This window comes from Actinomadura rubrisoli (assembly GCF_004349215.1).
In the GTDB taxonomy this organism is placed as follows: domain Bacteria; phylum Actinomycetota; class Actinomycetes; order Streptosporangiales; family Streptosporangiaceae; genus Spirillospora; species Spirillospora rubrisoli.
In genome coordinates this window covers 1-22,947 of record NZ_SMKU01000144.1, presented here as the reverse complement: position 1 = coordinate 22,947, position 22,947 = coordinate 1, and the positions used below count along the sequence as shown (strand labels likewise).

At 72.4% G+C, this 22,947-nt stretch carries 27 protein-coding genes; 13 read left to right on the top strand and 14 right to left on the bottom strand.

Translation table 11 applies throughout. The features are described 5' to 3' along the window. The 3 genes from E1298_RS24935 to E1298_RS24925 form a co-directional block, all read right to left on the bottom strand. Positions 1-583, bottom strand: a 583-nt coding sequence (locus tag E1298_RS24935) for a pyridoxamine 5'-phosphate oxidase family protein (RefSeq protein ID WP_131897297.1), incomplete at its 3' end; no start/stop codon positions are given. Positions 584-594: 11 nt separating this feature from the next. After that, complete coding sequence (locus E1298_RS24930) at positions 595-2,097, bottom strand: MFS transporter (RefSeq protein ID WP_207944816.1); 1,503 nt, start codon at positions 2,095-2,097, stop codon at positions 595-597. Positions 2,098-2,169: 72 nt separating this feature from the next. Further along, positions 2,170-2,658 carry a MarR family winged helix-turn-helix transcriptional regulator gene (locus E1298_RS24925; RefSeq protein WP_131897295.1) on the bottom strand — a complete coding sequence of 163 codons (489 nt, stop codon included), beginning with the start codon at positions 2,656-2,658 and terminating at the stop codon, positions 2,170-2,172. A gap of 227 nt (positions 2,659-2,885) precedes the next feature. Between E1298_RS24925 and trpS the strand changes: the two genes are divergently transcribed. Beyond that, the gene (trpS, locus tag E1298_RS24920) at positions 2,886-3,947 is read left to right on the top strand and encodes a tryptophan--tRNA ligase (RefSeq protein ID WP_131897293.1); all 1,062 of its coding nucleotides are present in this window, start codon (positions 2,886-2,888) and stop codon (positions 3,945-3,947) included. Positions 3,948-3,985: 38 nt separating this feature from the next. On the opposite strand, the gene E1298_RS24915 is transcribed toward trpS, so the two are convergent. Then, entirely contained in the window at positions 3,986-4,450 is a 465-nt protein-coding gene (locus E1298_RS24915) for a MarR family winged helix-turn-helix transcriptional regulator (RefSeq protein WP_131897291.1), read from the bottom strand. A gap of 96 nt (positions 4,451-4,546) precedes the next feature. Between E1298_RS24915 and E1298_RS24910 the strand changes: the two genes are divergently transcribed. Further along, positions 4,547-5,185 carry a TetR/AcrR family transcriptional regulator gene (locus E1298_RS24910; protein ID WP_243725780.1) on the top strand — a complete coding sequence of 213 codons (639 nt, stop codon included), beginning with the start codon at positions 4,547-4,549 and terminating at the stop codon, positions 5,183-5,185. Then, a complete protein-coding gene (locus E1298_RS24905; protein WP_131897289.1) occupies positions 5,175-6,287 on the top strand; it encodes a winged helix DNA-binding domain-containing protein in 1,113 nt (370 codons plus the stop codon). Before E1298_RS24910 ends, E1298_RS24905 begins: the two co-directional genes overlap by 11 nt. Before the next feature lie 16 nt (positions 6,288-6,303). On the opposite strand, the gene E1298_RS24900 is transcribed toward E1298_RS24905, so the two are convergent. Then, positions 6,304-6,792, bottom strand: coding sequence for a MarR family winged helix-turn-helix transcriptional regulator (locus tag E1298_RS24900; protein ID WP_131897287.1), 489 nt, complete (start codon positions 6,790-6,792; stop codon positions 6,304-6,306). 99 nt (positions 6,793-6,891) lie between these two features. On the opposite strand from E1298_RS24900, the gene E1298_RS24895 reads away from it, so the two are divergent. Beyond that, positions 6,892-7,695, top strand: a complete 804-nt coding sequence (locus E1298_RS24895) for a dioxygenase family protein (protein WP_131897301.1) — start codon at positions 6,892-6,894, stop codon at positions 7,693-7,695. A 38-nt stretch (positions 7,696-7,733) separates the two neighbouring features. Here the strand turns inward: E1298_RS24895 and E1298_RS24890 are convergent, their stop codons facing one another. After that, on the bottom strand, positions 7,734-8,567 hold the full coding sequence (locus E1298_RS24890; protein ID WP_131897285.1) for an NAD-dependent epimerase/dehydratase family protein: 834 nt from the start codon (positions 8,565-8,567) through the stop codon (positions 7,734-7,736). A 261-nt stretch (positions 8,568-8,828) separates the two neighbouring features. Between E1298_RS24890 and E1298_RS24885 the strand changes: the two genes are divergently transcribed. Beyond that, entirely contained in the window at positions 8,829-9,341 is a 513-nt protein-coding gene (locus E1298_RS24885; protein ID WP_131897283.1) for an O-acetyl-ADP-ribose deacetylase, read from the top strand. Position 9,342: 1 nt separating this feature from the next. On the opposite strand, the gene E1298_RS24880 is transcribed toward E1298_RS24885, so the two are convergent. Together E1298_RS24880 and E1298_RS24875 are read right to left on the bottom strand one after the other, a co-directional pair. After that, complete coding sequence (locus E1298_RS24880; protein ID WP_131897281.1) at positions 9,343-9,813, bottom strand: universal stress protein; 471 nt, start codon at positions 9,811-9,813, stop codon at positions 9,343-9,345. A gap of 64 nt (positions 9,814-9,877) precedes the next feature. Continuing rightward, positions 9,878-10,696 carry a TIGR03084 family metal-binding protein gene (locus tag E1298_RS24875; protein ID WP_131897279.1) on the bottom strand — a complete coding sequence of 273 codons (819 nt, stop codon included), beginning with the start codon at positions 10,694-10,696 and terminating at the stop codon, positions 9,878-9,880. Positions 10,697-10,799: 103 nt separating this feature from the next. Here E1298_RS24875 and E1298_RS24870 point away from each other — a divergent pair, with 103 nt between their 5' ends. Further along, positions 10,800-11,633 carry a class I SAM-dependent methyltransferase gene (locus E1298_RS24870; RefSeq protein WP_165975650.1) on the top strand — a complete coding sequence of 278 codons (834 nt, stop codon included), beginning with the start codon at positions 10,800-10,802 and terminating at the stop codon, positions 11,631-11,633. A gap of 1 nt (position 11,634) precedes the next feature. On the opposite strand, the gene E1298_RS24865 is transcribed toward E1298_RS24870, so the two are convergent. Further along, positions 11,635-12,411 carry an SDR family NAD(P)-dependent oxidoreductase gene (locus E1298_RS24865; protein ID WP_131897277.1) on the bottom strand — a complete coding sequence of 259 codons (777 nt, stop codon included), beginning with the start codon at positions 12,409-12,411 and terminating at the stop codon, positions 11,635-11,637. Between the two features lie 149 nt (positions 12,412-12,560). Here E1298_RS24865 and mshA point away from each other — a divergent pair, with 149 nt between their 5' ends. From mshA to E1298_RS24850, 3 genes are read left to right on the top strand one after another with little or no spacing between them, the layout of a single operon-like run. Continuing rightward, positions 12,561-13,904: a D-inositol-3-phosphate glycosyltransferase gene (mshA, locus tag E1298_RS24860; RefSeq protein WP_131897275.1), complete on the top strand. Its 1,344-nt coding sequence runs from the start codon at positions 12,561-12,563 to the stop codon at positions 13,902-13,904. Next, positions 13,901-14,392: a type III secretion system chaperone family protein gene (locus E1298_RS24855; RefSeq protein WP_131897273.1), complete on the top strand. Its 492-nt coding sequence runs from the start codon at positions 13,901-13,903 to the stop codon at positions 14,390-14,392. The genes mshA and E1298_RS24855 overlap by 4 nt, the downstream gene beginning before the upstream one ends. A 29-nt stretch (positions 14,393-14,421) precedes the next feature. After that, entirely contained in the window at positions 14,422-15,177 is a 756-nt protein-coding gene (locus E1298_RS24850) for a phosphoglyceromutase (protein ID WP_131897271.1), read from the top strand. A 72-nt stretch (positions 15,178-15,249) separates the two neighbouring features. Here E1298_RS24850 and phoU read toward each other — a convergent pair whose 3' ends face one another. Beyond that, positions 15,250-15,912: a phosphate signaling complex protein PhoU gene (gene phoU, locus E1298_RS24845; protein WP_131897269.1), complete on the bottom strand. Its 663-nt coding sequence runs from the start codon at positions 15,910-15,912 to the stop codon at positions 15,250-15,252. A gap of 224 nt (positions 15,913-16,136) precedes the next feature. Here phoU and E1298_RS24840 point away from each other — a divergent pair, with 224 nt between their 5' ends. Together E1298_RS24840 and E1298_RS24835 are read left to right on the top strand one after the other, a co-directional pair. Then, the gene (locus E1298_RS24840; RefSeq protein WP_131897267.1) at positions 16,137-17,402 is read left to right on the top strand and encodes a sensor histidine kinase; all 1,266 of its coding nucleotides are present in this window, start codon (positions 16,137-16,139) and stop codon (positions 17,400-17,402) included. Positions 17,403-17,496: 94 nt separating this feature from the next. After that, on the top strand, positions 17,497-18,168 hold the full coding sequence (locus E1298_RS24835) for a winged helix-turn-helix domain-containing protein (protein WP_481726137.1): 672 nt from the start codon (positions 17,497-17,499) through the stop codon (positions 18,166-18,168). A gap of 316 nt (positions 18,169-18,484) precedes the next feature. On the opposite strand, the gene E1298_RS24830 is transcribed toward E1298_RS24835, so the two are convergent. The 3 genes from E1298_RS24830 to E1298_RS24820 form a co-directional block, all read right to left on the bottom strand. Continuing rightward, complete coding sequence (locus E1298_RS24830; protein WP_131897263.1) at positions 18,485-18,703, bottom strand: hypothetical protein; 219 nt, start codon at positions 18,701-18,703, stop codon at positions 18,485-18,487. 164 nt (positions 18,704-18,867) lie between these two features. Then, positions 18,868-19,899 carry a hypothetical protein gene (locus E1298_RS24825; protein ID WP_131897261.1) on the bottom strand — a complete coding sequence of 344 codons (1,032 nt, stop codon included), beginning with the start codon at positions 19,897-19,899 and terminating at the stop codon, positions 18,868-18,870. Positions 19,900-20,023: 124 nt separating this feature from the next. Further along, on the bottom strand, positions 20,024-20,845 hold the full coding sequence (locus E1298_RS24820) for a hypothetical protein (protein ID WP_131897259.1): 822 nt from the start codon (positions 20,843-20,845) through the stop codon (positions 20,024-20,026). Positions 20,846-21,254: 409 nt separating this feature from the next. Here E1298_RS24820 and E1298_RS24815 point away from each other — a divergent pair, with 409 nt between their 5' ends. After that, positions 21,255-21,737, top strand: coding sequence for a CarD family transcriptional regulator (locus E1298_RS24815; RefSeq protein WP_067459337.1), 483 nt, complete (start codon positions 21,255-21,257; stop codon positions 21,735-21,737). Positions 21,738-21,759: 22 nt separating this feature from the next. Further along, entirely contained in the window at positions 21,760-22,227 is a 468-nt protein-coding gene (gene ispF / locus E1298_RS24810; RefSeq protein WP_207944815.1) for a 2-C-methyl-D-erythritol 2,4-cyclodiphosphate synthase, read from the top strand. Positions 22,228-22,520: 293 nt separating this feature from the next. Here the strand turns inward: ispF and E1298_RS24805 are convergent. Next, on the bottom strand, positions 22,521-22,947 hold a 427-nt coding region (locus tag E1298_RS24805), incomplete at its 5' end, for a fumarylacetoacetate hydrolase family protein (RefSeq protein WP_207944814.1).

Genomic DNA, 22,947 nt, shown 5'->3' with positions numbered 1-22,947 from the left:
GGGCGGCGATCAGCAGCCCCGGGCCGCCGGCCGCGCCGGCCAGCAGGGAGGCGGCGGTGAACACCGCGTTCCCGGCGATGAACAGCGCCTTGCGGCCGACGAGGTCGCCGAGGCGCCCGGCGAGGAGGACGGTTCCGTAGAGGCGGGTGACGCGGAGGCGGATCACGAGGCGGCGGTCCTTCACCATCTGCTTCAGGAACGCCCGCTCGTCGGCGGGATCGGCGAAGCCCGGTGTCATGGCCAGCAGTTCGAGCCCGGCCGCGTCGCCGGGCTTCTCGCTGATCTCCGACAGTTCCGCCGTGCCCTCGGCCACGGCGAAGGCCAGGTGGTCGGGGGACGAGGCGTGGAGCGCGGCGCGCGGGTCGCCCCGCAGCTGCGCGACCTTGGCGCGCCCGGCCGTCGTCGAGACGCGGACGACGCGTTCCGCCGGGTCCCAGGAATAGACGACGGTCGAGACGTGCGGGTGACCGTTCTTCTTGTTCGTGGCCAGGACGGCGAACCGCTGCTCGCCGAGAATCGCGGACAGGTCTTCCTCGGTGATGGGCTTGGGGCCGGGTCCCTGGCCGGGGCCGTACTCGGGCATCGTGGTCTCCTTCAGGCGGTGATGGACGCGGGGGCGGGGGCGGTGTCCTGCTCGTCCTGGACGGGCTTCGGCTGCCGCAGGACGGTGAGGGCGACGGCGAAGGCGGCCACCAGCAGGCCCGCCGAGACGGTGAAGGCCAGGTGGTATCCGCCGGTCAGCGCGGACGCCTCCGTCCGGCCGTCCGCGCGCAGGGCCTCGGTGCGGGAGGCGGCCAGGGTGGTCAGCACCGCGACGCCGAAGGCCATGCCGATCTGCTGGACGGTGTTGAACAGTCCGGACGCGAGCCCGGCGTCGTCCGGGCGGGCGCTGGACATGCCGAGCGCCGTGAGCGCGGGCAGTACCAGCCCGCCGCCCGCGATGAGCACCATCACCGGGAGCAGGTCGGCGGCGTAGGACGCGTCCGCCGGGATGCGGGTGAGCCAGCCCATCGCGCCGATCAGCAGGACCAGCCCGGCCAGCAGGACGGCGCGCTCGCCGAAGCGGTGCGAGAGCCGCGCGGACACCAGCAGCGACACCGCGCCGATGGCCACGGCCGCCGGGAGCATCGCCAGGCCGGTGCCGAGCGCGCCGTACCCCAGGACCCTCTGCATGTAGAGGGCGACGACGACCTGGAAGGAGAACATGGCGCCCAGCGTGAGCACCTGGACGGCGTAGGCGCCCGAGACGTTCCGGGACCGCAGGATCCGCAGCGGCATCAGCGGGTTCGCGGCGGTGGCCTGGCGGGCGGCGAACCCGGCGAGCAGGACGAGCGACACCGCGCCGAGGCCGAGGGTGTGCGCCGACAGCCAGCCGTGCCGCTCGACCTTGACCACGGTGTAGACGCCGAGCATCAGCCCGGACGTGACGAGCAGCGCGCCGAGGGCGTCCGCGCCCGCGCCCAGGCCGATCCCGCGGTCGCGGGGCAGCGCCGGGAGGGCGAGCAGGATCGTGGCGAGGCCGATCGGCAGGTTGATCAGGAAGATCCAGTGCCAGTTCAGCGCGTCGGTGAGGATCCCGCCGAGGACCTGCCCGATGGAGGCGCCCGCGGCTCCGGTGAAGCTGAACACCGCGATGGCCTTCGTCCGCTCGCGGGCGCCGGTGAACAGCGTCACGAGGATGCCGAGGACGACCGCCGAGGCCAGGGCGCTGCCGACGCCTTGCAGGAACCGGGCGGCGATCAGCAGCCCCGGGCCGCCGGCCGCGCCGGCCAGCAGGGAGGCGGCGGTGAACACCGCGTTCCCGGCGATGAACAGCGCCTTGCGGCCGACGAGGTCGCCGAGGCGCCCGGCGAGGAGCAGCAGGCCGCCGAGCGGGATCAGGTAGGCGTTGACGATCCAGCTGAGCCCGGCGGGCGTGAAGCCGAGATCGCGCTGGATGGACGGCATCGCGACGGTGACGATGCTGCCGTCCAGGATCGTCATGAGCATCGAGGTGGACAGCACGGCGAGCGCGGCCCACCGCGAGCGGAGCACGGGCCACCGCGTGCCGGGTATGGCCCACCGCGCGCCGGGCGCGGGGGAGGGGGTCTGCGACATGGTCATCTCCTGGTCGGGGGACACAGGAGAAACCGTAGCAGATAGTTTCGTAACAGACGATCCTTGACGGTCCTACTTGGTGCGCTCCCGCGCCCGCCGCACCGGCCGCGGGTTCTCGGCGGGTGCGGCCAGATGCCCGGTGACCAGGCGGTTCAGGGCGCTCAGGAAGACCTCGCGCTCCTGGCGGGGAAGCGCACCGAGGGCCGCCTGGTGGACGCCGTCCGCGATCTCCTGGCTGCGCGCCGCGACCCGCGCGCCCTCCTCGGTGACGGCGATGATGCGGGCCCGCCGGTCCCTGGACGACGGGCGCCGCTCGGCGAGCCCGGCCTTCTCCAGCGCGTCCACCGTCACGACCATGGTCGTCTTGTCCATGTCGCCGATCTCGGCGAGCTGGATCTGCGTGCGCTCCTCCTCCAGGGCGTGCACGAGGACGCAGTGCATGCGCGGTGTCAGCCCGATCTCGGCGAGCGCCGCCGTCATCCGCGTCCGCAGCACGTGGCTGGTGTGGTCGAGCAGGAACGACAGGTCAGGTTCGGTACGGGAGGGGGCCATGGCGGTCATGCCCCCAGCGTACCCAACTAGTCCCGTCCCGGATTATCTGCCGACCTTCCTATCTTGGGCGCTATGCTTGGGGCCATGAAGCGCACCGCGTGCCTGGGCTGGTGGCCGTCCTAGGACGGCCGAAGCTCACGCATGCCCCGGGCCGTCCACTGGACGGCCCTTTCTCTTCTCGGTGACCCGGGGACGGCCGTCCGGCCGGACGAGCCCCCGACCACCAGGAGAGACCCATGCAGACCGCCGCCCCCGCCGAGACCGATACCCTGCGTGCCGCCGAGCACCGCAGCCGCGAGCTCGAAGAACGCATCGCCGCGGAACCCGGATCGTTCCGGATCCTGACCGGCGACCGCCCGACCGGCCCCCTCCACATCGGCCACTACTTCGGCACCCTCGCCAACCGCGCCCGGCTGCAGCGCGCGGGCGTCGAGCTGTTCGTCCTGGTCGCCGACTACCAGGTGCTCACCGACCGGGACGTCGCCGACCACCTGGGGGAGCACGTCGAGGGCCTGGTCGCCGACTACCTCGCCGCCGGGATCGACCCGTCCACCGCGACGGTCTTCCGGCACAGCGCCGTCCCCGCCCTGAACCAGCTCATGCTGCCGTTCCTGTCGCTGGTCTCGATCGCCGAGCTGCGCCGCAACCCCACGGTGAAGGACGAGATCGCCGCGTCCCGGCAGGCGGCGGTCAGCGGGCTGATGTTCACCTATCCCGTCCACCAGGCCGCCGACATCCTGTTCTGCAAGGCGAACCTCGTCCCCGTGGGCAAGGACCAGCTCCCGCACCAGGAGATCACCCGGACGGTCGCGCGCCGCTTCAACGAGCGGTACGGGCCCGTCTTCCCGGTGCCGGACGCGCTGCTGTCCGCCGCGCCGAGCCTGCTCGGGACGGACGGGCAGAAGATGAGCAAGAGCCGCGGCAACGCCATCGCGCTGTCGGCCACCCCGGACGAGACCGCCCGCCTCATCAAGCGCGCGCGGACCGACGACGACCGGCGCATCGCCTACGCCCCCGAGACCCGTCCCGAGGTGTCTAACCTGGTGCTGCTGGCCGCGCTCTGCCAGTCCCGCGACCCGCACGCGGTGGCGGCCGAGATCGGCGACGGCGGCGCCGCCGGGCTCAAGCGCGTGGTGACCGAGTCGGTCAACGAGTTCCTCCGCCCCATCCGCGCCCGCCGGGCCGACCTCGCCGCCGACCGGACGCACCTGCGCGCCGTCCTGGCCGAAGGAAACGCCCGGGCCAACGCGGTGGCGGAGGCGACGCTGGCCGAAGTGAGGACCGCCATGGCCACCTGACTCACCAAGGACGCCCCGGACCCGCCGGCCCGGCCGGATCAGGCGGTGGGAAGGCCGGCGCGGCCCGCCAGGTCGCTCAGCGAGCGGGCGAAGGCGGCGCGCTGCTCGGCGGGAAGGGCCGCCGCGAGCTCGTCGTCCACGGACCGGGCCGCGGCGGCGCACTGCTCCAGGAGCCGGCGGCCCTGGCGGGTGAGGGTGAGCACCTGCCGCCGCCGGTCCCGGGGATCGCGGACGCGCTCGATCGCGCCGAGCTTGACCAGGTGGTCGGCGAGCGAGACCACCAGGCTCGGGACGACGCCCATCGCGGCGGCGGCCTCCAACTGGGACGCCGCGAGGCCGCGGCTCACCACCGTCATCAGGCCCGCGTGCTTGGGCTTGAGGCCGAGCGGCGCGAGCGCCTCGGTGAACCGGTCGGTCGCGATGGCCCCCAGCGTCACCAGCTGGAAGGTCAGCGTCCCGGGAAGCGTCTGCGGACGCGCGGCCGTTCCCTCGGCATCGGTCATGGCCGCGATGGTAATTGAGCCGCGTCACCAGCGCCTTTCCCCGCCCGACGCAGGAATGAGTAGAACGGAATTCTTCGTTCCCCTATGATGGGCGGCATGGACACCACGGCACGAGCGCCCATGAGCGGGCGCAAAGCGCAGGCGGCGCGCAACGACGACCTCATCCGGGAGGCGGCGCGGGCGGTGTTCACCGCCGACCCGGGCGCGCCCATCTCGGCGGTCGCCGAGCACGCCGGGGTGGGGATCAGCGCGCTCTACCGGCGCTACAAGAGCAAGGAGGACCTGCTCCAGCGGCTCGCCGACGACGGGATGGACCGCTACCTGGCCGAGGTGGAGACGGCCCTCGCCGACGACGGCGACCCGTGGCCCGCGTTCACCGGCTTCATGCGCCGCTGCCTCGACATCGGGGCGGGCTCCCTCACGATGCGGCTCGCGGGCAGCTTCGAGGTCACCGAGGCGATGAGCGACAAGGGCCGGCAGATCCACCTCGCCACGCAGCGGCTGCTGGACCGCCTGAAGGACGCGGGCGTGCTCCGCCCCGAGATCCAGGTGGGCGACATCTCCGTCCTGCTGGAGCATCTGCACACGATCCGGATCGGCGATGACGCGCGGATGAACCAGTTGCAGCACCGCTATCTCGCCCTGATGCTGGACGCCCTGCACCGGACGGACGCCGAGGAGCTCCCCGGCCCCCCTCCCACGTGGCAGGAGCTGAGGGGGCGCTATGACGACTGACGCCGCACCGCCGCCCGTCCTCAGGCGGCGGGCGCTCAACCGGGCCCTGCTCGCCCGGCAGATGCTGCTGCGGCGCCGGGAGACGAGCGCCGTCGAGGCGGTCGAGCATCTGGTCGGCATGCAGTCGCAGGCGCCGAACCCGCCGTACATCGGGCTGTGGAGCCGCCTGGAGGGCTTCGCGTTCGACGAGGTGGGCGGGCTGATGGAGGACCGCCGCCTCGTCCGTGTCGTGCTGATGCGCGGCACGCTGCACCTCGTCAGCGCACGGGACGCCCTCGCGCTGCGTCCGCTGACCCAGCCCATCCTGGACTCCTACCGGAAGAGCCGGCGGGGCGCCGACCTCGACGGCGTCGATCTCCCCGCCGTCGCCGCCTGGGCCCGGACGCTGCTGGAAAAGGAGCCGCATTCCGACAAGGAGCTCAGGAACGTGCTGGCCGAACGGTGGCCGGACCACGACGCCGAACTGCTCGGCTGGGCGGTCCGGTGCGTCCTGCCGCTGGCGCAGGTCCCGCCGCGCGGCATCTGGGGCGCATCGGGGCTCGCCCGGCACACCACCCTGGACGCCTGGCTGGACGGGTCGCCCGTCCCCGAGCCGTCCATCGACGAGATGGTGCTGCGCTACCTGGGCGCGTTCGGCCCGGCATCGGTGCAGGACGCGCAGCAGTGGTCGGGCCTCACCCGGCTGGGCGAGGTGTTCCAGCACCTCCTGCCCCGGCTGCTCGTGTTCCAGGACGAGAACGGCCGCACGCTGTACGACCTGCCCGACGCGCCCCGTCCCGACCCGGACACCCCGGCGCCCGTGCGGTTCGTCCCCGACTTCGACAACCTGCTGCTCTCGCACGCCGACCGCGCCCGGATCATCACCGAGGAGCACCGCAAGCGGGTCTTCACCGTCAACGGCATCATCCGGGCGACGTTCCTCGTGGACGGCTTCGTCCACGGCATGTGGAAGATGGAGAAGAAGCGCGGCGCGGCGACATTGCGCATCGACCCGTTCTCCCCCGTCCCGGACGCGGAGCGAGCGGCCCTGACCGAGGAGGGCACGCGCCTCCTCCGCGCCGCCCACCCCGACGCGTCATCGCACACCGTGGACTTCGCGTAGGCGTCAGGTGCTGCCCCTATCCCTTGCCGTCGGCGCAGGGGGCCTCGTGGTCGGGGTCGAGGGAGGCGAGGAGGGCGTGCAGGGTCTCGCGGAACCGGAGCATGTCGTCTCGGCTCAGCGGGTCGAACAGGTGCCGCCTGACCTCGGCGACGTGACCGGGCGCGGCCTCGGCGAGGACGGCGAGGCCGTCGTCGGTCAGCTCGGCGATCGTCGTGCGGCGGTCGGTGCGGTGCTTGGCGCGGCGCACCCAGCCGGCCTCCTCCAGCCGGTTGACGGCGTGCGAGAGGCGGCTCGGGGACGAGTGGACGATCTCGGCCAGCTCGGTCATGGTGAGGGCCCGGCCGGGCGCCTCCGACAGCATCGCCAAGATCATGTAGTAGGCGTGCGGCATGCCCGAGTCGCGCTGGAGCTGGCGGTCGAGGGCCTCGTTGAGCAGCCGGGAGGTCCACAGGAACGCGCGCCAGGTCTGCTGCTCGTCCTCGTCGAGCCATCGCGTGTCGGTCATGGTCCCAGTCTACCGAGTTAGTTGAAGCCTCAAGCCTTGAAGGTTCAAGTTTTAACGGTTACGTTGGTAGCCGGACTTGGCATGATCTTGGGGGACGACATGAGCCGGATGCCGGTGCTGTATCTCAGCCACGGGGCGCCGCCGCTGGCCGACGACGCCGTGTGGACCGACGAGCTGGCCCGCTGGGCGGCGGACCTACCGAGGCCCGAGGCCATCCTGATGGTGTCGGCGCACTGGGAGGAGGCGCCGCTGACCGTGTCCGCCACGCGGCCGGTGCCGCTCGTCTACGACTTCTGGGGCTTCCCCGAGCGCTACTACCGCGTCCGCTACGACGCGCCTTCCGCCCCCGCGCTGGCCGAGGACGTGCTCAAACTCGTCCCCGGCGCGCACCAGGACGAGCGGCGCGGGCTCGACCACGGCGCGTACGTGCCGCTGGTGGAGATGTACCCGGACGCCGACATCCCGGTGCTCCAGATGTCGCTGCCCACCCTGGAGCCGGAGCGGCTCTTCGAGATCGGCCGGAAGCTCGCCCCGCTGCGCGACCAGGGCGTCCTCATCGTCGGCAGCGGCTTCACGACCCACAACCTGCGCGAGGAGGCGCCGGAGGCGGACGGCCCGGCGCCCGCGTGGTCGGTGGAGTTCGACGACTGGGCGGACCGCGCCGTCCGGGGCGGCGACATCGACGCCCTGCTGGACTTCCGCGCCAAGGCCCCCGCCGCGCACATCGCCCATCCGCGGACCGAGCATTTCGCGCCGCTGTTCGTCTCGCTCGGCGCCGACGCGGAGACGCCCGCCCACGCGGGGACGCCCGCCGGTGCGCCCGCCGACGCGCCCGCGGGACGGCGGGCGGTCATCGACGGCTACTGGTACGGGCTGGCGAAGCGTTCTTTCCAATTCGGGTGATCAGCGGCTTATGTCACGTTCCGACGAGAGTGCGCGCTTCAACCCATTTGAGCGAAGCCGGTGCGCCACGACGGAACCTGCGGCTTCCACCCGAGCCCCTGCGCCTTGCGGTTGGACACCGGGCGTCCGGTGGCGGCGGCGTGCCGCGCGGTCCCCGGCATGGGGGCGCCCAGAGCCGCGCTGTAGACCGGCAGCCAGTCGGCCGTCGTGGCGGGCTCGTCGTCGACGACGTTGACGGCTCCGGACGGCCAGTCGAGCGCGGCCAGCGCGGCGGACGCCGCGTCGTCGGCGTGCACGAACGACGTCCACGCGGGCGTCAGGGCCAGGCTGCCCGCCCGGACCCGCTTGGCGATCGCGCCGTCCGGCGCGTACCAGGTGCCGGGACCGTAGAGCGCCCCGTACCGCAGGACGACGCCGTGCGGCATCTCGCCGACGGCCTCCTCCAGCGCCGCGATGCCCGTGTACGGGGGCAGCGCCGGGTCGAGCGGGTCGGTCTCGACGGCCGGGGCGTCGCTCGGGACGTACAGCCACGCGATGCTCTGGGCGATCATGGTCTGGACGCCCGCGGCCCGCGCGGCGTCCACCAGGTTGCGGGTGCCGGTGATCCGCAGGCGGGAGTTCGCCGCGAAGTCCTCGGAGCCGAGATCGGTGAGCTGATGGATGATCGCCTCGGGCCGCTCGGCCTCGACGACCTTGCGGACGGCCTCGGCGTCCAGGGCGTCCACGACGACCGGGGCGCCACCGAGGCCGCGGATGGTCCCGGCGCGCTCTTCGTGGCGTGTCGTCCCGGCGACCTCGTGGCCCGCCCGGACGAGCTGCGGGAGCAGCCGGCGGCCGATGACTCCGGCCGCACCGGCGAGAAGGATCTTCAAGGGGGTACCTCCACGACTTTCACGCCTTTGTGGTCGTCTCGACGCAGGATAGGCAGAGACTCTCTCCAGGTCACGCCCGGCTCTGGGACGGAGGTTTCCGTGGCTGCCGCCGGGCGCGAGGTGGACGGGCCGCACACCCGCCCCCGGATGCCCGTCCGTCACGAGCGTACCGCTGGAGGGTGGCATGATGCGTTTCGCACCGTCCGAGCAGGATAATTCTTCCATCTGGCGGCGGATCGCGACGCAGGAGGAACGGCGGGCATGGAGATCACCCTTGTGCGGGGCGACATCACCGAACAGCAGGTGGACGCGGTGGTGAACGCGGCCAACTCGTCCCTGCTCGGCGGTGGCGGGGTGGACGGCGCCATCCACCGCAAGGGCGGTCCTGAGATCCTGGACGACTGCCGCAAGCTGCGCGCGAGCAAGTACGGGGGCGGCCTGCCGACGGGCCAGGCGGTCGCCACCACCGCCGGCCGGCTGCCCGCCGCGTGGGTCATCCACACCGTCGGCCCCGTCTACTCCGCCACCGAGGACCGCTCTGACCTGCTGGCTTCCTGCTACCGCGAGTCCCTGCGCGTGGCGGACGACCTGGACGTCGCCTCCGTCGCCTTCCCCGCGGTATCGGCGGGAATCTACGGCTGGCCGGTCGATGACGCCGCCCGGATCGCGGTCGGGACCGTCCGATCGACGCCCACCAAGGTTTCCGACGCTCTTTTCGTGCTGTTCACCCGGGATGCCTACGACGCATTCGCGCGTGCCGTCGAGGAGTCCTGAGCTACCGCTCGTCCTTCCTCGGCGGCGGGACGACCAGCGTCGGCCGGTGGACGTGATGCAGGACACGGGTCGAGACGCTGCCCAGCAGCACCGAGCGGGCACCCGCCAGGCCCCGGGAACCGGTGACGATCAGTGATGCGTCCAGCTCGTCCGCGATGTCCACGATCGTCGCCCAGACCGGCCCGTTCCCGCGCTCGGCGCGCGGCGTGACATCGGTCAGTCCCGCCGCGGCGGCCAGCTCGGCGCCCCGCTTGGCGAGCAGCTCGGCCTGCTTCTCCTCCTCGAACTTGTCGTCCGGCATACCGGTGGTCGTCACGGGGGTCGCCGCGGCCAGCGGCGCCCACGCGATCTGGGCCAGCAGCGGTTCCCAGACGGTGAGGACGACCACCGGCTCCGGTTTGATGTGCCGGGCGGCGTAGGTCACAGCGGTGCGGGCGTCGTCAGATCCGTCGAAGGCAATGAGAACTGTCATGCCCCAGAATCTCTCCCGGAACCGGCGCGCTCGAACGCGGTCGGGACGAACAGTGATCGAATTCTCAGGCCGTGGCGGACGCTCGGCCTCCGGACGCTTGGCCCTGGGGCGGGCGTCCGCCGCCGGGCGGGCCGGCGAATGCCTGGGCGATGTCGAGCCAGCGCCCGGCGTCGGCGCCGCGCGCCGACAGGCCGAGGTCGTCGCGGTGGCGGCGCTGGGTGACCAGGAGGCAGAAGTCGAGCGCGGGCCCGGTGACCGACTGCGCGGCGTCCGCGGGTCCCCATGTCCACTCCTCGCCGCCGGGGCCGGTCAGCGCGACGCGGAACTCCCGGTCCGGCGGGGCCAGGCCGCGGTTGCGGAACGCGAAGTCGCGGGCGCGGACGCCGATGTGCGCGACGTGCCGGAGCCGGTGGGTCGGCTCGCGCCGCTCGCCGAGGGTGTCGGCGACGTCCTGCCCGTGCGCCCAGGTCTCCATCAGACGCGCGGTCGCCATCGACGCGGCGCCCATCGGCGGGCCGAACCACGGCAGGCGCGCGCCCTGCGGGACGGCGGCGAGGGCCTCGACGACGCGGCGCCGCCCGTCCCGCCAGCGCGCGAGGAGGCGCCCGGGCTCCTCGGCCGCGCCTTCGGCGGCACCTTCCTCGACGTAGCCGCCGGGGTCGGCCATCGCCTTCTCCAGGAGTCCGGCGAACGCCCCGGCGTCGGTGGCGGCCACGATGGACTGCCCGTCCGTCCAGGCGAGGTGGGCGATCTGGTGCGCGACCGTCCAGCCCTCGGCGGGCGTCGGGTCGGCCCAGCGCGCGGCGGGCAGCGGCGCGACGAGGGCGTCCAGCGAGTCGCCCTCGGCGGCGAGGTCGGCGAGCAGCGTGCGCAGGTCCGGCATGCCGCCAGGATCGCGTGCGCCGGCGGGCCGCGTACAGGCCTGAACGAACTAGAACGGAATTTCGTTCAGTGGAGGAGCGTGCGGGCAGGAGGACAATTGACGGGTGGTCCGGACGCAGAAGCCGCAGGGGGAGGTGACGCGGGGCACCACCGCGCCCAACCGACTGCGGCGGGTGGACCGCTGGATCGCCGCCACCCAGACCGGCGCGCTGCGCTCGGCCGGGCCCGCCGGTGAGCCTCCGCTGGCCGTCGACCTCGGATACGGCGCGTCCCCCGTCACCACCTTCGAGCTCTACACCCGGCTCCGGGCCGTCTCGCCGCGCCTGGAGGTGGTCGGCATCGAGATCGAGCCCGAGCGGGTCGCCGCGGGGACGGCCTTCCTGGCCGCCATGCGGGACGACCCGCCCGAGGGGCTGTCGTTTCGGCGCGGGGGCTTCGAGCTGCCCGTGGCACGGCCTCCTGCGCTGGTCAGGGCGTTCAACGTGCTCCGCCAGTACGGCGAGGCGGCGGCCTGGGACGCCTGGGACGGCCTGCGCTCCCGCCTCGCTCCCGGCGGCGTCCTGGTCGAGGGCACCTGCGACGAGATCGGGCGCCGCGCCGTGTGGGCCGCCCTCACACCGGACGGCCCCCAGACCATCACGTTCGCGGCGCACCTTCCGACGCTCGACCGCCCGTCAACGCTGGCGGAACGGCTGCCCAAGACGCTGATCCACCGGAACGTCCCGGGAGAGCCCGTCCACGAATTCCTGGTCGCGTTCGACCGCTGCTGGGCGACGGCGGCACCGCACTCGGCGTTCGGCCCCCGCGCCCGCTGGACCGAGGCGGTCGCGCTGCTGGCCGCGTCCCACCCCGTCCTCACACGTCCGCCCTACGGCGGCAGGGCCCGCTGGCGCCGGGGCGAGGTCACCCTCCCCTGGCGATCGGTGGCCCCGCCCTAGGTCACGGCTCGCGGTGGAGCTTGTAGGGGGCGGCCTGGACGCGCGGCTGGACGTCGATGCGGTCGATGTTGACGTGCGAGGGACGGGTGACGGCCCACGCGACGCAGTCCGCGACATCGTCGGCGACCAGCGGCTCGGGGACGCCCTCGTACGGCTTGGCGGCCTTCGTCTCGTCCCCGCGGAACCGCACGAGCGAGAACTCCTCCGTCCGCACCATCCCCGGCGCGACCTCCGTCACGCGGACCGGCTCGGCCACCAATTCCAGGCGCATCACCTCGTTCACGGCGTACGCGGCGTGCTTGGCCGCGTTGTAGCCGCCTCCGCCCTCGTACGGGACGTGCGCGGCCAGGGACGTGATGTTCACCACATGCCCGTCGCCGCTCTCGATCAGCTTCGGCAGCAGCGCCTTGGTGACCCGGACCAGGCCCAGCACGTTCGACTCGTACATGTCCCGCCAGTCGTCCACGTCGGCGGTGGCCACGCTGTCGAGCCCGAGCGCGCCCCCGGCGTTGTTGACCAGGACGTGGCAGCCGCCGATCGCGGCCGCCAGCGCGTCCACCGACTCCTGCGAGGTCACGTCCAGTTCGATCGGGACGACCCGGCCGCCCTGCCCGGCGCCCGCGCCCGGCACCGTCTCGGCGATCTCCTTGGCCAGCGCGTCGAGGCGGTCCCGCCGCCGGGCCGCCAGCACGACGCTGAACCCCTCCGCCGCCAGGCGCCTGGCCGTGGCCGCCCCGATCCCGCTGCTTGCTCCGGTCACTACCGCGGTCTTACGCATGCGCCCAGCTTCCCAGGCGCACCGGTCCCACGCGAGATCGCCCGCCGGGGAGGTGAGGATGGTCACCATGGACGGGCGCGACGGTTGCCGCCCGTGCCACGGGAACACCTACCGCGGTCGATAGGTTGCACTACCGGAGGTGGTGTCCGGTGTCGCGTCGTATCAACCGGGTTGCGACGGTCAGTGTTCATACTTCCCCTCTTGACCAGCCGGGTACGGGCGACGCGGGCGGCATGAACGTCTACGTCGTCGAGGTGGCCCGGCGCCTGGCGGCCCGCGGGATCGAGGTCGACATCTTCACCCGCGCCACCTCGCGGGCGCTCCCCCCGGTCGCCGAGCTGGCCCCCGGCGTGCTCGTCCGGCACGTCGTCGCCGGGCCGTTCGAGGAACTGGACAAGTCCGAGCTGCCCCGCCAGCTGTGCGGCTTCACCAACGGGGTCCTGCGCGCGGAGGCGTCCCACGAACCCGGCCACTACGACCTCCTCCACACCCACTACTGGCTGTCCGGGCAGGCGGGATGGGCGGCCAAGCGCCGCTGGGGCGTCCCGCTCGTCCACTCCATGCACACGATGGCGAAGGTGAAGAACGCCGCGCTGGCGGACGGCGACAGGCCCGAGCCCGCCGAGCGCGTGACGGGCGAGGAACAGGTCGTCGCCTCGTCCGACCAGCTCGTCGCCAACACCGCCGAGGAGGCCCGCGAGCTGATCGAGCTGTACGGCGCCGACCCCGCGCGGGTCGCGACCGTCAGCCCCGGCGTCGACCTGTCCCTGTTCCGCCCCGAGTCGCCGCTGCTGGCCCGCGGCGCCGGACTCCTCCCGCATCGCACCGGCCCCGCGCGCCGCCGCCTCGGCCTGCCGCGCGAGGCGTACGTGCTCCTGTTCGTCGGACGGATCCAGCCGCTCAAGGCCCCGGACGTCCTGCTGCGCGCCGCCGCCCGCATGCTCGCGGGCGATCCGGCGCTGCGCTCCCGCCTCGTCGTCGCGGTCGTCGGCGGCCCGAGCGGCAGCGGGCGGTCCCGTCCAGAGGGGCTCCAGGCACTGGCCGCCGACCTGGGCATCGCCGACGTCGTCCGCTTCGAGCCGCCGTGCCCGCAGGGCGAGCTGGCCGACTGGTACCGGGCCGCGGACGTCACCGTCGTCCCGTCCCACAACGAGTCGTTCGGGCTCGTCGCCGTGGAGTCGCAGGCGTGCGGGACCCCGGTGGTCGCGTCCTGCGTCGGCGGGCTCTGCACGGCCGTCGCGGACGGCGAGTCCGGAATGCTGATCCCCGGCCACGACCCCGCCGACTACGCGGCCGCCCTGCGGCGCCTGCACGCCGAGCCCGGCCTGCACGCCCGGCTGGCCCGCGGCGCGGTGCGCCACGCCCAGGGCTTCGGGTGGGACGCCACCGTGGACCGCCTCCTGGAGGTGTATACCGGAGCCATGTCACTCCCGGCCGTCCGCATCCCGCCGCCCGCCCCGTCCCCGCCGCTCACCGCGGAGGTGTCGGCATGAGCGAGGTGGAGGTCATCAGGGAGACGCTGGACGCGGCGGGCCTGGAGTACGACGAGCCGCGCGAGAACGCGTTCTTCGTCCGGCTGCCCGGCCGGCACAAGCTCGCCACCATGACGTGGCTGATGGTCGGCGACCACAGCCTGCACGTGGAGGCGTTCTTCTGCCGCCGCCCCGACGAGAACCACGCCGGGTTCTACCGGTTCCTGCTGGAGAAGAACGGCCGCATGTACGGGGTGGCCTTCGCCCTGGACGAGGTCGGCGACGTCCACCTCGTCGGCAAGGTCCCGCTCGCCTCCGTCAGCCCCGACGAGATCGACCGGCTCCTCGGCTGCGTCCTCACCTACTCCGACGAGAACTTCGACAAGGCCCTCGAACGCGGCTTCAAGTCCTCCATCCAGCGCGAGTGGGACTGGCGCGTCAAGCGCGGCGAGAGCCTCGCCAACCTCCAGGCGTTCGCCTCCTTCGCCGACCCGGCCAACCGCGAGTAGCGGCCTGCGGGCCGATAGGCTGTGGTCCCATGGCGACCCTGGTATTGCTCCGGCATGGTGAAAGCGTCTGGAACGCCGAGGGCCTGTTCACCGGCTGGGTGGACGTGGACCTGTCGGCGAAGGGCGAGAGCGAGGCGACCAAGGGCGGCGACCTGCTGCTCGACGCCGACATCACCCCGGACGTGGTGCACACGTCGCTGCTGAAGCGGGCCATCCGCACCGCCAACATCGCGCTGGACGTGGCCGACCTGCTGTGGATCCCCGTCCGCCGCTCCTGGCGCCTGAACGAACGGCACTACGGCGCGCTCCAGGGCAAGAACAAGGCCCAGACGCGCGAGGAGTTCGGCGAGCAGCAGTTCATGACCTGGCGCCGCTCCTACGACACCCCGCCGCCGCCCATCAAGGACGGCGACCCCCTGTCCCAGGTGAACGACCTGCGCTACGCCGAACTGCCGTCCGAGCTGATCCCCCGGACCGAGTGCCTCGCCGACGTGGTCGACCGCCTGCTCCCGTACTGGTACGACTCGGTCGTCCCGGACCTGGCCGCAGGCAAGACCGTCCTCGTCGCCGCACACGGCAACTCCCTGCGCGCCATGGTCAAGCACCTGGACGACGTCACCGACGAGCAGATCGTCGGCCTCAACATCCCCACCGGCATCCCCCTCGTCTACGAGCTGGACGACGACTTCGCCCCCCTGAAGCGCGGCGGCGAGTACCTCGACCCGGCCGCCGCCAAGGCCGCCATCGAAGCCGTCAAGAACCAGGGCGCGAAAAAGAAGAAGTAACCCGCGCGCAGAAGAAAGAACCCGCCGTCACCAGGGTGACGGCGGGTTCTTCCTGTGGGTGTGCGAGATGGCTCAGTCGGCGTCTTGGATCTCTTCCGGGCGCTGGCCCGTCACGAGGTAGACAACATTCTCCGCGACATGGACGGCGTGGTCGGCGAAGCGCTCGAAGTAGCGGCCCGCGAGGGAGATGTCCACGGCCGGCTCGACGCCGTGCTTCCACCTCGGGGACAGCAGGATGTCGAACAGGCGGCGGTGCAGCCGGTCCATCTGGTCGTCGTCGGCGTCCAGCTCCAGGCCCATCTCGACGTCCTGGGACGCGATCACGCTGCCGGTCTTGGCGATCATGCGCTCGGCGATCTGGCCCATCTCCAGCACGGTCGCCTGGAGCTCGGGCGGGACGGCCGACTCCGGGTGGCGGCGGCGCGCGGTCTTGGCGATGTGCACCGCGAGGTCGCCCATCCGCTCCAGGTCGCCGCTCATGCGCAGCGCGGTGATCAGCGTGCGCAGGTCCCCGGCGACGGGCTGCTGGCGGGCCATGAGGTCGAAGACGGTCTCCTCGATCTCGGAGTCGATCTTGTTGACGTGCTCGTCCCCGCTGATGACCTCCTCGGACAGGCGGAGGTCGGCGTCCAGCAGCGCGGTCACCGCACGGGCCATCGCCGAGCGGACGAGCCGGGTCATCTCGACCAGCTTGTCGGAGAGGGAGTCGAGATCCTCGTGGTAGGCGTCGCGCAATTCGGGGTCCCTTGATGCGAGTTCGGGGTAACGGGGGTGAAGTTTTCGGGCGGATGGGGCGAAAGGGGACGCCCCACCTGGCCGGCGGACGGACTCGCCCACGCCACATCGTGCCTGACCAGCATGAACCGTCCCATAGAAGAAGGTGAACTTTCGGAGAACGAGACCGTCTCGTATGGCCCCCTGGGGCGGCCCAGGACCGAAAGCCGCTTACGATCCGTGGTGTGGAGGTCGAGATTGTCGCGAGTCTGACGGGTCTTGCCGGGCTCGCCATCGGGCTCGCGACTGGATTGGCGGTGCGCGTGAGCGAGCGAGCCCAGCAGGCGAAGACCCCGGCGGCGCCCGTAGGCGGGCTGCCACCGGGGGTCGCCTCGGTGCTCAGTGTCCTGAGGTCCTCGGCCGTCGTGGTGGACGGCGAGGACCGGGTGCTGCGCGCCAGCTCCGCGGCACGCGCCTTCGGCATGGTCAGCGGCGACCGGCTCGTCCTGGACGAGCTGCTGGCGCTGGCCCGGCTCGTCCGGCGCGACGGGGAGATCCGCGAGACCGAGATCCAGGTCGGCCCCGGACGCGGCCGGAGCCGCGCCGACGGGCGCTGGTTCGCGGTCCGGGTGGCTCCGCTCGGCTCCCACGGCCTCGTCCTCGTGCTCGCCGAGGACCTCACCGAGCTGCGCCGCACCGAGGCGATCCGCCGCGACTTCGTCGCCAACGTCAGCCACGAGCTCAAGACCCCGGTCGGGGCCCTGTCCCTGCTCGCCGAGACCGTCGAGGGGGCCGCCGACGATCCCGAGGCGGTCCGCCGGTTCGCGGGCCGCATGCAGCACGAGTCGGTGCGCCTGACCAACCTCGTCCAGGACCTGATGACCCTGTCGCGGATCCAGGGCGACGAGCCGCTGCCCGAGTTGCACCCCGTCGGCCTGGACGAGGTGACGGTCGAGGCGCTCGACCGCTGCCAGATCAAGGCGTCCGCCAAGGACATCGAGCTGACCACCGGCGGCGAGGACGGCCTCAAGGTGCGCGGCGACGAGGAGCTGCTGATCACCGCGCTCCGCAACCTGATCGACAACGCCGTCGCCTACAGCCCCGAGCACACCCGGGTCGTCGTCGCGACCCGCCGGTGCGACGACCACCACGTCGAGATCAACGTCACCGACCAGGGCATCGGGATCCCGGACGGGGAGGTGGAGCGCATCTTCGAGCGCTTCTACCGGGTGGACCCCGCCCGCTCCCGCCAGACCGGCGGCACCGGCCTCGGCCTGGCCATCGTCAAGCACGTCACCACCAAGCACGGCGGAGAGGTCACGGTGTGGAGCAAGGAGGGCTCCGGGTCGACGTTCACGATCCGGCTCCCGCTGCTCGACCCGTCCGGCTCCGGCGCGTCCCCAGCCACCGCCGACTCCGAGACCAAGCCCGCCGCCGGATCCGGGGCCACGGCCCCCGCCACCGGCGGCGGTGGCGCTTCGATCGTCCACCCTGCCCCACAGAACCCCTGAGGAACGGCGCGATGAACACCAACAGGGGCGGCCGCCGCCCCGCCGAAGGGGCCGCAATGAAAGACACCGCCCGGGAGGCAACACCGTGACCCGCGTGCTCGTCGTGGAAGACGAGGAGTCGTTCAGCGACGCATTGTCGTACAACCTGCGCAAAGAGGGCTTCGAGGTGGCCGTCGCCGCCACGGGCCCGGACGCGCTGGACATCTTCGAGCGCAACGGTGCCGACCTCGTGCTGCTCGACCTGATGCTCCCCGGGCTGCCCGGCACGGAGGTGTGCCGGGAGCTGCGCGCCAAGTCCAGCGTCCCCGTGATCATGCTGACGGCCAAGGACAGCGAGGTGGACAAGGTCGTCGGCCTCGAACTCGGCGCCGACGACTACGTCACCAAGCCGTTCTCCACCCGCGAGCTGATCGCCCGCATGCGGGCCGTCCTGCGCCGCCAGGGCGAGGTCGAGGAGCTGGCCCCCGCGACGCTGGAGGCCGGTCCCGTCCGCATGGACGTGGAGCGGCACGTGGTCAGCGTCGGCGGCGACTCCGTCCAGCTGCCGCTCAAGGAGTTCGAGCTGCTGGAGGTGCTGCTGCGCAACGCCGGCCGCGTCCTGACCCGCATGCAGCTCATCGACCGGGTGTGGGGCGCCGACTACGTGGGCGACACCAAGACCCTGGACGTCCACATCAAGCGCCTCCGCGCCAAGATCGAGTCCACCCCGTCCACACCGCGGTACATCGTCACCGTCCGCGGCCTGGGCTACAAGTTCGAGCCCTAGAGTCGTTGTGACCTGCATGTGCTCTCATGATCGCCACAGCGGAGGACACATGCGGGCCACCAGCGTCGCCACGCTCGCCCTCAGCAACGAAGAACCGCCTCGCCGCTGACGACATCCCGCGCGGCCCGGAGCCGGTCGGCGGTCGGGTGGCACCGGGCGTCCGCTTCCCTGGGCCCGGCCGCCAACAGGCGGCCGGGCCCAGGTCGCAATGGACGCCGGGTCGCCACCCGGCTTACGGGATCACAAAACCCCGTGGTTCCGCATCAGGATCTGCGCGCTTCGATTGCCGACGTCATCGGCGCCGGGCTCTCAAGCTTTAGCCGAGGAGGCCCTCCAGCGAGCCCCCGACACTTTTGAGGAGGTCATCGACGACGTCCCCAAGGCCGCCTTGGGCGCGCAGCGATTGTGGAGCGGGAGCGTGGGCGCTTGCGGCCGCGGGGGTGGTGGTAGTGGCGGACGCGGAGCCGGTGGCCAGGCCGGTGAAGGCCAGCGCGGCAGCGCCTACCAGAACGGCACGCGCGACAGTGTTGTTCATGGCGGGGGGCTTCCTTCTCCTACGGGCCGCACCACCGGCACCGGCGGGCGGCGTACGGATCGGACACCCCCATAGTAACAACATGTAATGATCCAAGCACGCCTTGTAAGTAGGCGCTTGAGGGCCCGCAGGTCAGCGGGCCGTTCTGTCGTGCGCGGGCTGGATCAGTGGCCGGTGCCCGGCTCCTGCGAGCCCTCGGGTGCGGCCGGGGTCGCGGGCGGGCTCGTGGAGCCCGGCTGGCCCGGCTCCACGCTCTCGCCGTGGCTTGGCGTCGCGCCATGGCCGGGCGTCGCGCCGGGGCTTGTGCCCTCGGACGGCTGGGCCGTGATCGACGCGCCCGGCGCCGGGACACCGGCCGAAACCGCCGTGTAGGCGACGTACTCGCCCTGCTGCGGGATCACCGGCACCGTGACGTCGACCGTCCCGGCCTGCTCGAACTGGAGCCGCACCGTCACCTGCTCGCCGCCGAGCAGTTGCCGGTTCAGGCCCGTCAGCACGACCAGCGGCGCTTTGCCCGGCGGGGCGACCGGGACGGACGGGTCCGTCGCCGGAGCGGACGGCGTGTTGCTCGACTCGGGCGTCGAGGTCGTGTTGGGGGCCGCCCCCGAGCCGGTGGGCTCAGGCGTGGCGCCGCCGGACGGCTGCCCGGAGGCGCCGCCGGAGGGCTGCGCGGTCGCGCCGCCGGACGGCTGCGCGGTCGCCGTGCCCGAGGGCTCGGCTCCCGGCTTCTTGGTCTTCTTCTTGTCGGGCTTGCCGGAGTCCGTGGCGCCGGGGCTCGGCGAGGGCGCGGCGGCCTGGCCCATCAGCCGCACCGCGCTGCCCTGGCCGGACGGCTGGGCCGGCGGCAGCACGACCGAGCCGCCTGTGATCCGCGGCTGGGCGAAGTTCGACGAGGTGACGTTGAGCAGCCGGTCCTGCCTGCCCTTGACCTGGTTGATGACCGTGGCGTAGAGCGGCAGCGAGCTGCCCTGGCCGAACGACATGCCGGGCTTCGGGCCGAGCAGGAACATGTTCCGGATCTCGACCTGCGCGGCCTCCGGCTTGTCCTTCGGCACCGAGACGTTGACGCCCTCGGTCAGCTGCGTGGGAGCGGCGGTCTGAGGTTCGCCGCCGGCGCCGCAGCCGGAGATCACCGGAGCGACGGCGACGGCGCCCGCGACGGCGAGCGCGACCACTCGACGGCTGTTTCGGATCACGGCGTCGGTCTCCTCGCGAAAATGACGTTGGAAAGTATCGGAAGCGGCGTGAGATACGCCAGGGGAAGCGTATCGATGCCTACCCGGAAGTCCCGCCCCGGGGTGGACGACACGACCGAGAATGTCAGCCGGACCGCAGCGACTTGACCTTCTCGGTGAGGTCCCCGCCCGGTCTCGGGGCGCGCACGACGTCGTTGACCACGCCGTCCGGCTGGACGAACACGGCCGTGAGGGCGCCGTCGCCCGCGGACGGCCCGGGCGCGCCGCCGGGTGAGGCGGGCCCACCGCCGGGTGAGGCGGACGATGTGCTGGGCGCGGGAACGTAGGCGTTCGCCAGTGTGCCCCTCCGGTCTTCGAGGATCTGGGGCGTCCCGCCGTGGGCGGTGCCCGCGCACGCCCTCAGGTCCTTGATCGACAGGCCGGGGCGTCCGGCGGCGGGACGCGGGTCGGCGACGAGCCAGAAGCTGAGCCTGAACTCCTGCGTCCTGCCCGCCAGCTCCGCCACCACGGCCTCGCACCGGTAGCCGGGCGGGACGATGCCGATCACCCCCGGGCGCAGGTCGCTGAGCTGCGTGCGGGTGTGCTCACGGGCCACGAGGTCGACCTCGCCGGACGGCAGCGTCCCGCCGACGCGGCCGGGGCTCCCGGGCGGCCGGGGCGCGAGCTGCGCGGCGGTCGGACGCGGCGTGGGACGGGGCCCGAACGCGGTCATCAGCGCCCCGCTCACGAGGGCGATCAGCAGCGCCCCCGCGATGATCGGGATGGCGACGCCGAACCGGGTGAGCGGCCCGGCGAGCCGCCGGGCCCGCGCCCTGCGGCGCCGGCGGCGCTCCTCGCGGCGGTAGGCGACCACATCGCGGTCGAGCTCGCGGGCGTCATCGGGCACGACGACGTCAATGCGGGGGAGCCCGTAGTCATCGGGCTCCGGGTCGCCGTCTGGCCTCACGCCGCACCTCACCCTCAACCCTCAAACCTTCAAACCCACAACCATCAGCTTCCAGTCGCGGGGGCCGGACGCCGCACGCGTCTCCGCTGCGGCCGCCTCGCCCCTTTCGCTCCCTTCCGGGCGCTTCGTACCCGCGCGGCCCGGCATGTTCACCTTCCAGTATGCGGCGCTTCCGCGCGTTCCACAGGGGACTCTTGTAAGCGCGGGTCCGCTCCCGGTAAAGGCGGTGCGCCGGGATCGGTGTAGTCTGTCCGTCACGCTGTGTATCGCGAACAAGGGCCGGATGCACCATTAAGGGGCTTTGTCAATACCCCAATAAGGGGGTTGACCTGGGCATATGCCGCTAAGGCCGGTTCAGCCACGCTGGTTTCCGTGCTAGTCTGGTTCTAGCGGAAGGGGTACTTGTCACATGACTTTCCAGGTCGGCGACACCGTCGTCTACCCCCACCATGGGGCTGCTCGGATCGAGGCCATCGAGACTCGCACCATCAAAGGTGAGGAAAAGACCTATCTGGTCTTGAAGGTCGACAAGGGCGACCTGACAGTGCAGGTCCCGGTCGAGAACGTCGAGGATGTGGGTGTCCGGGACGTCGTCGGCCAGGAGGGTCTGGAGAAGGTGTTCGAGGTGCTTCGCGCACCCTACACCGAAGAACCCACCAACTGGTCGCGCCGTTACAAGGCGAACCTTGAGAAGCTCGCCTCCGGCGACGTGAACAAGGTGGCCGAGGTCGTTCGCGACCTGTGGCGTCGCGACAAGGAGCGCGGCCTGTCGGCCGGCGAGAAGCGCATGCTCGCCAAGGCCCGGCAGATCCTCGTCAGCGAGCTCGCGCTCGCCGAGAAGACCAACGAGGACAAGGCCGAGGCTCTGCTCGACGAGGTTCTGGCCAGCTGAGTTGAGCGCACGGCTTCCACGGGTGGGCGTCGGAACCGACGTCCACCCGTTCTCGTCGGAGCCGCGCCCGCTCTGGGTCGCCGGGCTCGAATGGCCCGGCGAGGGCCACGGGCTGGCCGGGCACTCCGACGGCGACGTCGCCGCGCACGCTGTCTGCGACGCCCTCCTGTCGGCCTGCGCGCTCGGTGATCTCGGCGCCGTCTTCGGCACCGACGACCCGCGCTGGTCCGGCGCCTCGGGCGTCGCGCTGCTGCGCGAGACCGCCCGGCTCGCCGCCGAGGCGGGCTTCACCATCGGCAACGCGGCCGTCCAGATCATCGGCAACCGTCCGAAGATCGGCAAGCGCCGCGCGGAGGCCGAGAAGACCCTCACCGAGGCCCTGGGCGGCGCCCCCGTGAGCGTCTCGGCCACCACCACCGACGGCCTCGGCCTCACCGGCCGCGGCGAAGGACTCGCCGCCATAGCCAACGCCCTGGTCATCCCTGCCTGATTCACCGTCCCGCGCCCACGCCCTCGGCCACCCACGCCCTCGGCCATCCACACCTCAGCCGTTGCGCTCTCACGCCCTCAGCCCTCCATGCCCTCAGCCACTCGCGCCCTCAGCCACTCACACCTCAGCCGTCGCGCTCCCACGCCCTCAGCCCGCCACACCTTCAGCCACTCACGCCCTCAGCCGTCACGCGAGCGCGCGACCTGACCGGGGATGCGAAGCCGAAGGCGAGCATCCCCGGGAAGATCGCGAAGCGATTCGCGCTCGCACAAGCACGGTCAGCGGGCGAGCCGCTAGGCGAGGCCGCTGGGCCGGGATTGAATAAGCACAGGTTGGACGGTGCCGGTCACCTCGCCTAGGGAGATCACGGAGCCGGAGGCGCCCGGGGCCTTGGCGCGGATCGTGACGGTGTCGCCGTCCTCCAGGAAGACGCGTTTGGTGCCGTCGGGCAGCTCAAGCGGGTCCCGGCCGTTCCAGGTGAGCTCCAGCAGGCAGCCGCGCTGCCCGTGCTCCGGGCCCGAGACCGTCCCGGAGGCGAAGAGGTCGCCGGTGCGCAGGGGCGCGCCGTTGACCGTGGCGTGGGCGAGCTGCTGCGGTGACGTCCAGTACATGGACGCGAACGGCGGGCGCGCCGCTACCTGGCCGTTGATCAGGATCTCCAGGTGCAGGTCGAGCCCCCACGGCTCGTCGCAGCGCAGGTAGGGCAGGGGAGCCGGGTCC

Coding starts and splice junctions, on each gene's coding strand:
- E1298_RS24930 (WP_207944816.1), bottom strand. CDS start 2,097: ATGTCGCAGACCCCCTCCCCCGCGCCCGGCGCGCGGTGGGCCATACCC.
- E1298_RS24925 (WP_131897295.1), bottom strand. CDS start 2,658: ATGACCGCCATGGCCCCCTCCCGTACCGAACCTGACCTGTCGTTCCTG.
- trpS (WP_131897293.1), top strand. CDS start 2,886: ATGCAGACCGCCGCCCCCGCCGAGACCGATACCCTGCGTGCCGCCGAG.
- E1298_RS24915 (WP_131897291.1), bottom strand. CDS start 4,450: ATGACCGATGCCGAGGGAACGGCCGCGCGTCCGCAGACGCTTCCCGGG.
- E1298_RS24910 (WP_243725780.1), top strand. CDS start 4,547: ATGGACACCACGGCACGAGCGCCCATGAGCGGGCGCAAAGCGCAGGCG.
- E1298_RS24905 (WP_131897289.1), top strand. CDS start 5,175: ATGACGACTGACGCCGCACCGCCGCCCGTCCTCAGGCGGCGGGCGCTC.
- E1298_RS24900 (WP_131897287.1), bottom strand. CDS start 6,792: ATGACCGACACGCGATGGCTCGACGAGGACGAGCAGCAGACCTGGCGC.
- E1298_RS24895 (WP_131897301.1), top strand. CDS start 6,892: ATGAGCCGGATGCCGGTGCTGTATCTCAGCCACGGGGCGCCGCCGCTG.
- E1298_RS24885 (WP_131897283.1), top strand. CDS start 8,829: ATGGAGATCACCCTTGTGCGGGGCGACATCACCGAACAGCAGGTGGAC.
- E1298_RS24880 (WP_131897281.1), bottom strand. CDS start 9,813: ATGACAGTTCTCATTGCCTTCGACGGATCTGACGACGCCCGCACCGCT.
- E1298_RS24875 (WP_131897279.1), bottom strand. CDS start 10,696: ATGCCGGACCTGCGCACGCTGCTCGCCGACCTCGCCGCCGAGGGCGAC.
- E1298_RS24865 (WP_131897277.1), bottom strand. CDS start 12,411: ATGCGTAAGACCGCGGTAGTGACCGGAGCAAGCAGCGGGATCGGGGCG.
- E1298_RS24855 (WP_131897273.1), top strand. CDS start 13,901: ATGAGCGAGGTGGAGGTCATCAGGGAGACGCTGGACGCGGCGGGCCTG.
- E1298_RS24850 (WP_131897271.1), top strand. CDS start 14,422: ATGGCGACCCTGGTATTGCTCCGGCATGGTGAAAGCGTCTGGAACGCC.
- E1298_RS24830 (WP_131897263.1), bottom strand. CDS start 18,703: ATGAACAACACTGTCGCGCGTGCCGTTCTGGTAGGCGCTGCCGCGCTG.
- E1298_RS24815 (WP_067459337.1), top strand. CDS start 21,255: ATGACTTTCCAGGTCGGCGACACCGTCGTCTACCCCCACCATGGGGCT.